The organism is Streptomyces sp. NPDC107559 (assembly GCF_055657365.1).
Window position 1 is genome coordinate 1 of sequence record NZ_JBVKBD010000004.1, and the last position, 12,604, is coordinate 12,604.

Below are 12,604 nucleotides of genomic sequence, written 5' to 3' on the forward strand. Positions count from 1 at the left end.
GGTTACATTCCGAACCCGGAAGCTAAGCCTCACAGCGCCGATGGTACTGCAGGGGGGACCCTGTGGGAGAGTAGGACGCCGCCGAACAAATTTTGGAGAAGGCCTCCACCGTTAAATCGGTGGGGGCCTTTTCTGCGTTCCGGATACGGTGTGGCGCATGAACTACGTCATCCGATCCATACGCGCCGATGAATGGCCGGCCGCCAAGGCGCTGCGGCTGTTCGCGCTCCAGGACCCGATCGCGCACCTCGCCTTCCTCCAGACCTACGAGGATGCCGTCCAGGAGCCGGATTCCTTCTGGCAGCAGCGGACCGCGCGAGCTGCGGAGGGCGCGAGCGAAGCTCAGCAGATCATCGCCGAAGGGCCGGACGGCGAGTGGGTCGGCACCCTGACCGTGCTGATCGAGGAGGCGGGCTCGAAGGACTGGGCGGGCTTTCCGGTCGAGCGGAAGCAGGCGCACCTGGTCGCCGTGTTCGTACGGGACGACTTCCGTGGGATCGGGCTCACCGAGGTGCTCTTCGATGCCGGACTGGAGTGGGCGTGGGGCTCCGGGGTCGAGCGGATACGGCTGCTCGTGCACCCGGACAACGAGCGGGCGCAGCGGTTCTACCGAAGGATCGGGTTCGTGCCGAGCGGGATCGTCGTGCCGTTGGAGCCGGCGTCCGAGGCGTCCGATGAGTTCGAGAATTCCGAGCTTGAGTTCGTCCTCGAACGCGATTGAGGTCTACGCCGGGAGTTCCTGGTGCGGCCAGCGGGCGCGGGCTTGTTCCCGGGACCGGAGCAGGGCCAGGGCGGGCAGGCCCCGGTCCGCTCCGGTGGCCAGCAGCTCCGGCAGCTGGGGAAGCGGAGCCACGGCGGCGACGTCGTCCAGGACGAGCGTCAGTGGTGGGTCGAGCCGACCGGAGGATGACCGTTCGGCCATGCGCCGGCCACGCTCGACCACGCTGGAGACGAGGGCCGTCAGGAGGGGCATCGCACCGGGATGCGTCCTGGGGTCCTCGATGGATTCACCGACCACATAAAGCGTGCCCCCTTCGTCGACGAAGGAATCCAGGGCGAGCGCATCGCTTCGGTTCGGGGCGCAGGCCTCACGGATGTTGACCGTGGACAGTGCGGAGAGCGCACGGCTTGTCAGTTCCTGTGCGATGTCACGGCGTTCGGGGTGCGAGGTGAGGGCGCCCTCCAGCTCGCCCGCGGCACCGGGGGCGGCCTTGGGGTTCGTGCGCAGGATGCGTACGGCGTCCTGGACCTGGGTGCCCTGGGACCAGCGGTGGACATGGCGGACGGTGCGGCCGTCGATGGCGGCGGCGTGCAGATAGCTGCGCAGGAGCGTTTCAGCGGTGTCGCCGACGGCCTGGTCGATCTTGGCGCTGGGGCGGACGGGGGCGAGCAGGGCCGCGGCTCTGTGCACCGCGGTCTGTTTGTCCTCGCAGCCGGTGGTCGGCGACCAGTGCAGGCGCGCCGGGGTGTCGCACAGATGCGTGGGGTCGTAGAGGTGGACGGGGCCCAGTTTGGCGCGGGCGTCCTTGGTGTCGTGCCAGAGGGCGGGATCCGAGGTGACGACGAGGGCCGCGCCTTCCGCGTCGCGCACGGCCTGGGCCGCGGTGGCCCGACGGGCTTCGGCAGCGGCGTAGACGACCGTGCCCTCCGGGCGGGACGGTTTCCACCCGGAGGTGCGTTCCACAGGGAAGAGTGCGGTGGCCGGCTCCTGGCGCATCGCGGCGGGCTCGGGCACGGGCCCTGCCGACGGTACGGGCCCTGCCGACGCCGTGGGTCCGGCCCACGGTGTGGGCGAGGGTGTGGGCGCGGTCTGCCATGGGCCGTCCGCCGGTCCGGGTTCGCCCGCCGGTGCGGCTACCGGCTCAGTCGCACGCGCGGGCGTCGGTGACGGGCTTCTCGGTACCGGCACCTCGTGGTGGTCCGGGGTGTCCGTGGCCGCCGCGCGTCTTCTGGCCCGGCTCGCTCTCCAGCGGGCCAGGGTTCCCATCACGAACACGGTCAGGACGAACAGGACCATCAGCTGGCCGATGAACAGGCCCCAGAACAGACCGTAGCCGGAGAGCTCGTCCGGTACGGCGTCCGGCCAGGCGCCGGGCATGTCGTGCGGCTGGGCGATCAGCCGGCGCATGGCCAGGGGGGTGCGGGTGAAGGTGACGCCGGACGGCCAGGAGCCGTGTGCGAACAGTCCGGCGAGGCCCGTGGCCGTCCACACCAGCAGGGTCATGCCGAGCAGGAATGCGAGTATGCCTACCAGCAGGCCGTCGGGGATGCCGCCCGTGCCGGGCCGGCGTTCGTCCGGTCTCATGCCAGGGACACCCCTTCTATGCCACCGTCGACTCGGACGAGCCGTCCAGATCGCCCAGATGCTGTTCCATGAAGGCCGCCGCCCTTTCCTCCGCCTCCAGTTCGGCGGCGCGCAGCACCTCGTCGTCCGGGGCCAGGTCGCTGGACGACTCGGTCATCGCGCGGTCGGTGAAGACCAGCGGGCGTTCCGTCTCGGTGACCAGGTGTTTGACCACCTGGACATTGCCGTTGACGTCCCAGACGGCGATGCCGGGGGTGAGGGTGGGGATGATCTCGACGGCCCAGCGCGGCAGGCCGAGCACCCGGCCGGTGGCCCGTGCCTCGTCGGCCTTCTGTGCGTAGATCGTCCTGGTCGAGGCCATCTTGAGGATGGCCGCCGCCTCCTTGGCGGCCGCTCCGTCCACCACGTCGGAGAGATGGTGGACCACCGCGACGAAGGACAGGCCGAGCCGGCGCCCGAACTTCAGCAGCCGCTGGAACAGCTGGGCCACGAAGGGGCTGTTGATGATGTGCCAGGCTTCCTCGACCAGGAAGATGCGCTTCTTGCGGTCGGGGCGGATCCAGGTGTGTTCCAGCCAGACGCCGACGATGGCCATCAGGATCGGCATCGCGATGGAGTTGCGGTCGATGTGGGAGAGGTCGAAGACGATCAGCGGGGCGTCCAGGTCGATGCCCACGGTGGTCGGGCCGTCGAACATGCCGCGCAGGTCACCGTCGACCAGGCGGTCCAGGACCAGGGCGACGTCCAGGCCCCAGGCCCGTACGTCGTCCGTGGCGACGTTCATCGCCTCGGCCGACTCCGGTTCGGGGTGGCGCAGTTGTTCCACGATGTCGGTCAGGACCGGCTGGCGGTCGAGGATCGTCTCGTTGACGAAGGCGTGGGCGACCTTGAGGGCGAAGCCGGAGCGTTCGTCCAGGCCGTGGCCCATGGCGACCTCGATGATGGTGCGCAGCAGTGCCAGCTGGCCCGTGGTGGTGATCGAGGGGTCGAGCGGGTTGAGGCGGATGCCGTGGTCCAGGGCGGCCATCGGGTCCAGGCGGATGGGGGTTATTCCCAACTGCTGGGCGATGAGGTTCCATTCGCCGACGCCGTCCTCGCCCTGGGCGTCCAGGACGACGACCTGCCGGTCGCGGAAGCGCAGTTGCCGTAGGACGTACGTCTTCTCCAGGGCCGACTTGCCGTTGCCGGACTCGCCGAGGACGAGCCAGTGCGGGGCCGGCAGCTGCTGGCCGTAGAGCTGGAAGGGGTCGTAGATGTAGCCCTTCCCGGAGTAGACCTCGCGGCCGATGATGACGCCGGAGTCACCGAGGCCGGGGGCGGCGGTGGGCAGGTAGACCGCCTGGGCCTGGCCCGTCGAGGTGCGCACCGGGAGCCGGGTCGTCTCCACCTTCCCGAAGAGGAAGGAGGTGAAGGCGTCGGTGAGGACGGACAGCGGATCCCGCATCAGGTCCTACCTCCGAATGCCGGTGGCGAAGGGAAGTGTGTTCACGAAGGCGCGGTGGTGCTCGCGGTCGCACCACTCCAGTTTCAGATACGACTTTCCGGCCGAGGCCCTTATGGTCCGCTTGTCGCGGGCCAGCGCTTCGGGGTTGCGGGAGGAGACGGTGATGTAGCCGACCAGGTTGACGCCGGCCGCGCCGCTGGCGAGGTCCTCTCCGCGCTGGTCGAGGCGGCCGTGGGCGGCCACGTCACGCGGGTCGACGGTGCGGTTCATCTTCGCGGCGCGCGAGGCCTCCGCCTCGTCGTTCGTCTTCTCCGTCAGCATGCGCTCGATGGCGACCTCGGTGGGTTCGAGGTCCATGGTGACGGCGACCGTGCGGATGACGTCCGGGGTGTGGACCAGGAGCGGGGCCAGGAAGTTGACGCCGACCGGGGTCATCGGCCACTCCTTGACCCAGGCGGTGGCGTGGCACCAGGGGGCGCGGGTGGAGGACTCGCGGGTCTTCGCCTGGAGGTACTGGGGCTCCATGGCGTCCAGTTCGGCCGGCCAGGCGTTGCGCTTGGTCATCGCCTGGATGTGGTCGATCGGGTGGTCCGGGTCGTACATGGAGTGGATCAGGGACGCGAGGCGGCCCTGGCCCAGCGGCTGGCGGACCCGGATGTCCGCTTCCTGGAGGCGGGAGCAGATGTCGGTGAGCTCGCGGGCCATGACGACGGCGAGTCCGGCGTCGCGGTCCAGCTTGCGGCCGGCCGCGGGGCGGGCGGCGCGCGCCATGGCCTGTGCCTCGGCGGCCAGTTCACGGTTGTAGTGCATGCAGGCGACGAGGTAGGCGCGGTGCTGCTCGCTGCTGGTGGAGACCATCGACTGGAGCTGGTCGTACGACTGGGCCAGCCATCCCGGTGCCTTCTCGTCGCCGCGTACGGCCACGTCCTTGGCGTGGGCGTCGGGGTCGGCGGGGAGGGTGCGGGCGAGCATCTGGAGGCGGGTGACGAAGCCGTCGCCGTTGGCCACGTGCTTCAGGAGGGTGCCGAAGCGGTCGACGAGGGCCTCCTGGTCCTCGCTGTCGCGCAGACCGACGCCGGGGCCCTCGATCTCGATCGCCGCGGTGACCGTACGGCGGTCGGCGTGCAGGAGTACGGCGATCTCGTCGGGGCCGAAGGGGGCGGCCAGCCAGCTGATGCGGCCGATGCCGGGCGGCGGGCCGACCTCGATCTCCCGGCCGTCGGCCCGGATTCCCGCCTCCATGACGGCGGAGCGGTAGGCGGTGCCCCGGCGCAGGGTCCGCTTGTAACTGCGGTTCACCTCGAACCATTTGTAGAACGTGCGCTGCTTGTACGGCACGTAGACCGCGGCCAGCGCGAGCACGGGGAAGCCGGACAGCAGCACGATGCGCAGGGCCAGCAGGGGGACGAGGAGCCCGCACATCATGCCGAGGAACGCGCCGACGACGATGAGCGCGATCTCGCCGGACTCGCGGTTGCGGCCGACGATCGCGTTCGGCCGGGCGCGGCCGATCAGATATGAACGGCGGGGCGTGACCGGATGGGACAGGTGGGTCTCGGTCGTCAACGCCCTTCACCTCCCGTGCGGTTGTTGCGTGTATTGCCGGCGTGCGGGGTGTTGACCGCGCTGGGTGCGCGGGGCGCGGGTGCGGTGGCGGATCCGCCCCCTGCGCTCGGGGTGCGGGAGCCGTGCGCTGCCATTCCGCCCGAGGCGGGGTTGGCCGGGCGGGCGCCGGTGGAACCGGACTGGCCGCCGCCGTTGTTGTCGGCGCGGGTGCTGTGCGTCTTGATGCCCTGGGCGACCAGGGTCGCCGGGGAGCTGATGACCGCGGCGGCCTTTCCCTCGGCGCCCTGCATGATCCGGTTGTTGCGGGAGTTGGCGATCTCGTCGCCGAAGCCGGGGACGAAGCGGTAGATCATCGCGCTGGCGAAGATGGCGAGCAGGATGATCGCGAGTCCGGAGACCACGGCGGAGAAGGCGCCGGGGCCGTCGTCGGTGGACAGGGCTCCGGCCAGGCCGAGCACGATGACGATGACCGGTTTGACCAGGATCACGGCGATCATGATTCCGGCCCAGCGGCGCACATGGCCCCACAGGTTCTTGTCGACCATGCCGGCGTAGACGACGGTGCCGAGCAGGGCGCCGACGTAGAGGAGCGCGGCCCGGATGACCAGTTCCAGCCACAGGACGCCGGCGGCGAGGATGGAGACCAGCGACACCACGATCAGCATGATCGGGCCGCCGCCGATGTTGTCGCCCTTGGCGAGGGCGCCGGAGAAGTTGCCGAAGAACGTGTCGGTCTGGTTCCCGGTGGTCTTCGCCAGGACCTCGGTGATGCCGTCGGTCGCGGAGACGACCGTGTAGAGGATCAGCGGGGTGAAGGCGGAGGCCAGCACGGTGAGCCAGAGGAAGCCGACGGCCTCTCCGATGGCGGTGGTCAGCGGGACCCCGCGCACCGCCCGCTTGGCGACGGCCAGCAGCCACAGCAGCAGCGTCAGCACGGTCGAGGCGGCGAAGACGACCGCGTACTGCTGGAGGAACTTGGCGTTGGTGAAGTCGACGTTCGCGGTGTCCTGCACGGCCTCGCTGAGCTTGTCGATGGTCCAGGAAGCGGCGTCGGCGCAGCCCTTGGCGAGGGAGGAGAGGGGGTCGAGGGTGTCGGTGGTGCTGGGGGTGGTGGTGCCGGAGGGGGCGTTGCCGCGTTCGCAGTATTCCTTCGCGGGGCCTCGGATGAGATCGCACTGGCTGCTGGTCGACGGTGACGACGACGGACTGGGCGACGGGCTGGGTGACGGCGCGGCGAAGGCGCGGGTGGCCAGCAGCACTGCGGTCGCCTGCACGGCGGCGACAGCTGTGGTGACCTTGAGGAAGCGGTGGTTAGCGCGCATAGGTGAACCCTCCGTACTCCTCGACGGCCTTCGTCATGTCGTCAGCGGTGGAGGCCTTCTGGTCGCGTCCGACCGGGACGGGCCCGTCCTTCTGCTGAAAGTCCGTGATCTTCCAGTCTGCGTCGACCCACTTCAGCTCGTACGTGGTGGTGTACCAGCTCTCGGATACGGGGTTGGTCGAGCCGTCGCCGGAGAGGCCGAACAGGGACGTGTACCAGACCTCGACGGTGGCGCTGTCCGGGGCGGACGCCGTTACTTTGGTGCCCACCGGGATGATCCGGGAGACGAAGGTCTGACCGTTCGGCGCGGTGCCGTCCTTGCCGAGCCCGATGTTCGTCAGGAAGCTCTCGCTCGAGTACGCCTTGTCCAGGTCCGTCTGACGTGCGGCGGCGACGGCGGGGGCGTAGACGGTGTTGACGATGTCGTGCCGTCTGGCCGTGACGAACATGTCGGTCGAGCCGAGGGCGACCGAGTAGTTCGCCGCAGCGCTCTGTGCTCCCTGCGCATCGTGCTTGAATCCGCTCGGGATCCCGTTCGTCTTCGTCTCGACCGGCTTCGTCCCGCTGGCCGCGGTTGTCGACGTCTTCGGCTTGTTACCGCCCGCGCCCGGGGATCCGGTGCCGTCGGCGGATGCGGAATCGTCCCCTCCGCGGTTGGCGAAGGCGATCGCCGCGATGAGCAGGACGACCACGCCGACCACCGTGACCAGGCTCCGCGTGGACGAGCGGCCGCCGCGTCGGGCGCCCCCGTAGGGGTCGCCGTCGGGCAGGCGGGTGCGGGTCTGGCCGGTCCCGCCGTAGCCGTCGTCGGCACCGCCGCGTGCGGTGTCGCCGTAGCTCTGATCGTCCCCGAGGCTCATGCCGCGTACGCCCCCTCGACCTCGTACCGAAAAGCGTAGAAGTACGACGGTAGCCGTGCTGGTTCCCGCGCGGGCGCGGTGTGGTGACTCGACATCAGGGAAACGCAACCTCAGCCGGTGGGCACGACGGGCGGGTGGGGAGAGGAGTGGAGCCGGGCGCGCCCGGGCGGGCCGGGGCTAGACGGCCATGCCGTACACGATGGTGAACAGGGTGCCGAGCGAGCCGATGATGAAGACGCCGGTGAGGCCCGCGATGATGAGGCCCTTGCCCTGTTCCGCGCTGAACGTGTCACGCAGCGCGGTCGCGCCGATACGCTGCTTGGCGGCACCCCAGACCGCGATGCCGAGGCAGAGCAGGATGGCGACCGCCATCACCACCTCGATCATCACCTTGGCCTCGTTGCCCAGGCTGCCGAAGGGGCCCCAGTCCGGAGCGATCCCGCCGATGATGGTGTTGATGTCTCCCTTGTCGGCCGCAAAGAGCATGTAAGTCACCGCCCCTGGTGGGTAGTTCCGCAGCCTCTGCGGTGTGCAGAGGTCAGCCCTCATTGTCGCTGACAACGGCGCCGTCGTATGTCGACTTGGCGTCATTGCTTGGCGGGTTTCTTACGAACACCTGGCTTGGGGTCGTCTGGTGACTCTGTGTATCACGGCAGGTCACGCCGGGCAATGAAGTCAGACCGGAACCTGTGGTGTGGTTCCGTCGTTGACCCTTTTTCGCGTCGATGTTCCCGGGGTGAAGGTTATCGGCAACGGCGAACGGGCCGCGGCTGGGTGCCGCGGCCCGTTCGCCCCTTGCCGCCCGGGCCCCCACGGCCCAAGGCGGCGCGCTGTGCCGACCGTTGGTCAGCCGGTGAAGGCCGCCACGCCTTGCGGGGTGCCCCAGCCGGTGGGGCCGTCGTAGCCGGACTTGGCGGTGCACAGGTAGCTGGAGGAGCAGCTGCCGTTGCTGCCGCTGGTGACGTCGTTCAGGGCGGAGGTGCCGGCCGCGCTGTACGGGAACTTCGCCGGGTACGAGCCGCTGGACGGGGTGCCGCCGAGGGCGTAGACGCCCGCGATGATCGGGGCCGAGGCGCTGGTCCCGCCGAAGGTGTACCAGCCGGCGGTGATGCCGTAGGAGTCGTAGACGGAGACGCCGGTCGCCGGGTCGGCCACGGCGGAGACGTCGGCGATGGTGCGCTTGGTGCAGCCGGTGTCGGTCTGCCAGGTCGGCTTGGCGTCGTAGGCGGAGCAGCCGGAGCCGGTGCCCTCGGTGCTGCTGGTCTTCCAGACCGTCTCGGTCCAGCCGCGGGTGGTGGAGGAGGTGGACAGGGCGGTGCCGCCGACCGCGGTGACGTACTTGGAGGCCGCCGGGTACTCGGCGCCGTAGCCGGAGTCGCCCGCGGAGACGGTGATGGCGACGCCGGTGTGGTTGAAGTACGAGGAGTCGTAGGTGGTGTCGGAGGAGGACTCCGAGCCGCCGTAGCTGTTGGAGACGTACTTCGCGCCCAGGGCGACCGCCTCGTTCACCGCGGTGCCGAGGTTGGCCATGGTGGCGGACTTGGCCTCGACCAGCAGGATGTTGCACTTCGGGCAGATCGCGCTGGCCATGTCGAGGTCCAGGGAGATCTCCTCGGCCCAGCCGCTGTCGGCGGAGGGCAGCGAGGTCGTGGAGCCGGTCTGGCTGACCTTCTTGAAGCAGCCGTTGGCGACGGTGCAGGCGGACAGGCCGTAGTACGAGCGGTAGGTCGCGAGGTCGGCCGCGGCGTTCGGGTCGTCGTAGGCGTCGACGATCGCGATGGTCTCGCCGGAGCCGTTGGAGGCGGCGGCGGAGGTCAGTCCGTAGGCGGACTGGAGGTTGCTCGGGCCGTAGCCGGAGGGGGTGGAGGCGTCCGCGGACTTCGGTGTGACGCCGGTGGTCTGGGCCTGGTGCTTCTGGAAGGCGGTGAGGCCGCCGGTGACACGGAAGGAGTTGCAGGCCAGTTCGCCCGCCTTGCGGGGCGTGGCGCAGGGGGTCGCGGTCCAAGTCGCCTGGGACGAGGTGACTTTCGCGGTGGCCATGGGGGTGGCGCCGGCGTGGGCCGCGGTGCCGAGTCCGGCGAGCACGAGCGCCGCGGTGCCGAGGGCCGCGGAGCCGATGCGGCGCCATCTGCCGTGCAGGGCTGGTGTGCTGGGGGGTGACGTACGCAACGGACTGCCTCCTGAGAGTGGTTGACAGGGGCGGTGCGGGTGGTCGTGATGCCACCGGTGCGTGGTCCCCGGCAGCGGGCGGCGGCCCGCCGACGACTCTGACTTGTTGAGTACGCGACAACAAGGCGCCTTTTGGAATCCTGACTTCCGCCTTACGAACGAGGGGTGGGGCTTACCGCTCGATGGCGGGCGAATGGACGGGCGATGGCTGGGTCTTGACCTTGTACACAGGGTGTGCACAGAGTCCCGCGGCTGCTCGGAGCTGGAACAACGGGTGCTGAAGGGAGGGGAGTCGGGGTGTCCGTCGGTGAGGGTGCGATGGTCCGGCGCGGTGGGTTCGACGCGGTGGGTTCGGCGCGGTGGGTTCGGCTCGGCGGGTTCGGCCCGGCCGCGGGCGGGCCCGCCCGCGCGGGGTGCCGTACGCGCGGGGCGTCGTGCGCGTTCTCGTACGTGTACCGGTGTCCGGCGCCGAGCGGGGCGGGCCGACCGGTCAACGGTCTGGGGCAGCCGACCGGCTCGGGTTCCGAGGGGCCCCGGGCAGCTGCCCGCGCCCCGGGGAGGGGGCGGCTGGGGGCTGAGGGGCGCGGGCGGCGGAGGCGGCTGGGGGCGGAGTGGCGTCGGGAGCGGAGGCGGTCCGTGAGTGCACCCAGTACGGTGGACGGGATGCCGAGCCGGAGCCGGAAGGACGGAGACGTTTCCCCTCGTCTGCATGGGACAAGGTGGGCCCCGATGAAGCGCACGCCACGCACCCGTCGCACGCCGCGCGCGGTGCACCCCCGCAAGCGCGCCCTTTTCGGGGCGCTGGTGCTGCTGGCCGCCGCGTCCGCCTCGGCCTCGGCCTCCACCGCGGGCGACGGCATCGGGCCGCTCGGGATGACCGCCGTGGCCGCGCAGACGGCGTCCGCCGACCGGGTGGGTGCGCTGTTCCCCGCCGACCGCGGCTCTCGTCTCGCCGGCAGCCACTTCTGCACCGCCTCCGTCGTGCACAGCCCGCACCACGACCTCATCGCCACCGCGGCGCACTGCCTCGACGGCCGGGGCGACACGTTCCTCTTCGTGCCGGGGTACCGGGACGGCGCGGCCGCGTACGGGGTGTGGACGGTCCGCCGGCGGTTCCTGCCCGACGGCTGGGCCGCGGGCAAGGACGAGGACAGCGACCTCGCCTTCGCCGTCGTCGAGCCGCAGGGCGGCAAGGCCGTCGAGGACGTGGTCGGCGCGAACCTGTTCGCCGCCGGCCTGGCCACCGGGGCGACCGCGGTGACCGTCACCGGCTATCCCGATTCCCGAGAGGTGCCGGTCAGCTGCACCAACAGGCCCACCGCGCACAGCCCCACCCAGCAGCGCATCGACTGCCCCGCCTTCAGCGGCGGCACCAGCGGCAGCCCCTGGGTGAGCGGCGCCGGGCAGATCGTCGGTGTGCTCGGCGGGCACGACCAGGGCGGGGACACCGACGACATCTCCTACAGCGTGGTGTTCGCCGACGAGGCCGCGGAGCTCTACCGGGACGCGGCCGGCACCTCCTGACAACACCGCCCTGGTCCACCCCGGCATCGACCCCGGCAGGACCCACCGCGGCATCGACCCCGGCAGGGCTCATTCCGGCAGGGCCCGTCCCGGGAGGACTCATTCCGGCAGGGTCCGTCCCGGCAGGACCCGTTCCGGGAGGACCCACTCCGACAGGGCCCGTCCCGGATGTCCGGACGGTGGCAAACGGCCATCGACGCGCACATACGCGTCGACCTTCCCCATGATCACCCCGCACCGCGGGGGCCGCCCCTAAACTGACCGCGGCGGACTCCCGGTCGGCGAGGGGCGGTTGACGGTGCGTAGGACGTGGGTCGTGGTGACCGCTGTCGCCGGCGCCGGGCTCGCCTTCGTGATGCTGCTCGTCGTCGGGGTGTACGTCGTCGCCGGGAACATCGCCAACCAGGTGGGCGGCGGGACCAGGGCGCTGGCCAAGGGGGCCGTACCCGCGGCGTATCAGACACTGGTTCAGAAATGGGGCGATCTCTGCCCCGCCCTCAACCCGGCCCTGCTGGCTGCCCAGTTGTACCAGGAGAGCGGGTTCAACCCGAACGCGAAGAGCCAGGCGGCCGCGCAGGGGATAGCGCAGTTCATCCCGGGGACCTGGGCCACGCACGGCATCGACGGGGACGGGGACGGGGACCGTGACGTCTGGGACCCGAATGACGCGATCCCGTCGGCCGCCTCGTACGACTGCCAGCTCGCCGCCTATGTGAAGAACGTGCCGGGGAACGTCACGGACAACATGCTCGCCGCCTACAACGCGGGGGCCTACGCGGTCATCAGGTACCGGGGCGTGCCGCCGTACGCGGAGACCCGCAACTACGTGAAGACGATCACGACCCTGGAGGAGTCCTTCGCCGCGCCCGTCACCCGGGTCGATCCGTCGAGGCAGGCGGCCGGGGCGATCTACTACGCGCAGAAGAAGCTCGGCACGCCCTATCTGTGGGGCGGCAACGGCACCGCCGACCAGGGCGGTCGCTTCGACTGCTCGGGGCTGACCAAGGCCTCGTACGCCAGTGTCGGGATCCCGCTGCCGCGGGTCGCCAACGACCAGTACAACGCCGGGCCGCACCCCAAGCGGTCCGAACTGCTGCCCGGGGACCTGGTGTTCTTCTCCCACGACCTCAGCGACTCGCGGGCCATCCACCACGTGGGCATCTACGTGGGCGGCGGGTACATGATCGACGCGCCCCGGACGGGCGCCGTGATCCGGTTCGACCCGATCGACAACTCCGAGTATTTCGGAGCCACCCGGGTCACCGAAGATGGCGCGAAAGCATTGCCCACCAGGGTGTGAACCGAGTGTGAACCCACCCCCTGAGCTGCGATGACGTATCTCTCTTCGATAACGTCTGCGTGATCATTCGGTGGAGTGTGGAACGTATTCACCAGGGCCGTGCGTTCCTGTTGAC

The 12,604-nt window shown here is 70.3% G+C and carries 10 protein-coding genes and 1 rRNA gene; 4 read left to right on the forward strand and 7 right to left on the reverse strand.

Translation table 11 applies throughout. From position 1 onward, the window contains the following. Both rrf and ACZ7OY_RS14505 read left to right on the forward strand, forming a co-directional pair. Positions 1-87 (forward strand): 5S ribosomal RNA (rrf, locus tag ACZ7OY_RS14500); the annotation flags it as partial. 70 nt (positions 88-157) lie between these two features. Further along, positions 158-721, forward strand: coding sequence for a GNAT family N-acetyltransferase (locus ACZ7OY_RS14505; protein ID WP_471911694.1), 564 nt, complete (start codon positions 158-160; stop codon positions 719-721). Positions 722-724: 3 nt separating this feature from the next. Here the strand turns inward: ACZ7OY_RS14505 and ACZ7OY_RS14510 are convergent, their stop codons facing one another. From ACZ7OY_RS14510 to ACZ7OY_RS14540, 7 genes are all read right to left on the reverse strand, one after another. Further along, positions 725-2,305 (reverse strand): TraM recognition domain-containing protein, encoded by a 1,581-nt coding sequence (locus ACZ7OY_RS14510; protein ID WP_471911695.1) that lies wholly within the window; start codon positions 2,303-2,305, stop codon positions 725-727. A gap of 16 nt (positions 2,306-2,321) precedes the next feature. Beyond that, positions 2,322-3,749, reverse strand: a complete 1,428-nt coding sequence (locus tag ACZ7OY_RS14515; protein WP_471911696.1) for an ATP-binding protein — start codon at positions 3,747-3,749, stop codon at positions 2,322-2,324. A gap of 6 nt (positions 3,750-3,755) precedes the next feature. Continuing rightward, positions 3,756-5,315 (reverse strand): SCO6880 family protein, encoded by a 1,560-nt coding sequence (locus tag ACZ7OY_RS14520; protein ID WP_471911697.1) that lies wholly within the window; start codon positions 5,313-5,315, stop codon positions 3,756-3,758. Continuing rightward, positions 5,312-6,637 carry a hypothetical protein gene (locus ACZ7OY_RS14525; RefSeq protein WP_471911698.1) on the reverse strand — a complete coding sequence of 442 codons (1,326 nt, stop codon included), beginning with the start codon at positions 6,635-6,637 and terminating at the stop codon, positions 5,312-5,314. The genes ACZ7OY_RS14520 and ACZ7OY_RS14525 overlap by 4 nt, the downstream gene beginning before the upstream one ends. Next, positions 6,627-7,496: a hypothetical protein gene (locus ACZ7OY_RS14530; RefSeq protein ID WP_471911699.1), complete on the reverse strand. Its 870-nt coding sequence runs from the start codon at positions 7,494-7,496 to the stop codon at positions 6,627-6,629. The genes ACZ7OY_RS14525 and ACZ7OY_RS14530 overlap by 11 nt, the downstream gene beginning before the upstream one ends. Before the next feature lie 177 nt (positions 7,497-7,673). Further along, on the reverse strand, positions 7,674-7,982 hold the full coding sequence (locus tag ACZ7OY_RS14535; protein WP_014673544.1) for a hypothetical protein: 309 nt from the start codon (positions 7,980-7,982) through the stop codon (positions 7,674-7,676). Between the two features lie 360 nt (positions 7,983-8,342). After that, positions 8,343-9,665, reverse strand: coding sequence for a S53 family peptidase (locus ACZ7OY_RS14540; RefSeq protein WP_471911700.1), 1,323 nt, complete (start codon positions 9,663-9,665; stop codon positions 8,343-8,345). A 729-nt stretch (positions 9,666-10,394) separates the two neighbouring features. Here ACZ7OY_RS14540 and ACZ7OY_RS14545 point away from each other — a divergent pair. After that, entirely contained in the window at positions 10,395-11,189 is a 795-nt protein-coding gene (locus ACZ7OY_RS14545) for a trypsin-like serine peptidase (protein ID WP_471911701.1), read from the forward strand. 292 nt (positions 11,190-11,481) lie between these two features. Next, the gene (locus ACZ7OY_RS14550) at positions 11,482-12,489 is read left to right on the forward strand and encodes a C40 family peptidase (RefSeq protein ID WP_471911702.1); all 1,008 of its coding nucleotides are present in this window, start codon (positions 11,482-11,484) and stop codon (positions 12,487-12,489) included. The last annotated feature ends 115 nt before the right edge of the window (positions 12,490-12,604 follow it).

What these genes read in the sequence shown, in the direction of transcription:
- ACZ7OY_RS14515 (WP_471911696.1), bottom strand. Translation starts at nt 3,749, where the DNA reads ATGCGGGATCCGCTGTCCGTCCTCACCGACGCCTTCACCTCCTTCCTC.
- ACZ7OY_RS14530 (WP_471911699.1), bottom strand. Translation starts at nt 7,496, where the DNA reads ATGAGCCTCGGGGACGATCAGAGCTACGGCGACACCGCACGCGGCGGT.
- ACZ7OY_RS14525 (WP_471911698.1), bottom strand. Translation starts at nt 6,637, where the DNA reads ATGCGCGCTAACCACCGCTTCCTCAAGGTCACCACAGCTGTCGCCGCC.
- ACZ7OY_RS14545 (WP_471911701.1), top strand. Translation starts at nt 10,395, where the DNA reads ATGAAGCGCACGCCACGCACCCGTCGCACGCCGCGCGCGGTGCACCCC.
- ACZ7OY_RS14510 (WP_471911695.1), bottom strand. Translation starts at nt 2,305, where the DNA reads ATGAGACCGGACGAACGCCGGCCCGGCACGGGCGGCATCCCCGACGGC.
- ACZ7OY_RS14505 (WP_471911694.1), top strand. Translation starts at nt 158, where the DNA reads ATGAACTACGTCATCCGATCCATACGCGCCGATGAATGGCCGGCCGCC.
- ACZ7OY_RS14535 (WP_014673544.1), bottom strand. Translation starts at nt 7,982, where the DNA reads ATGCTCTTTGCGGCCGACAAGGGAGACATCAACACCATCATCGGCGGG.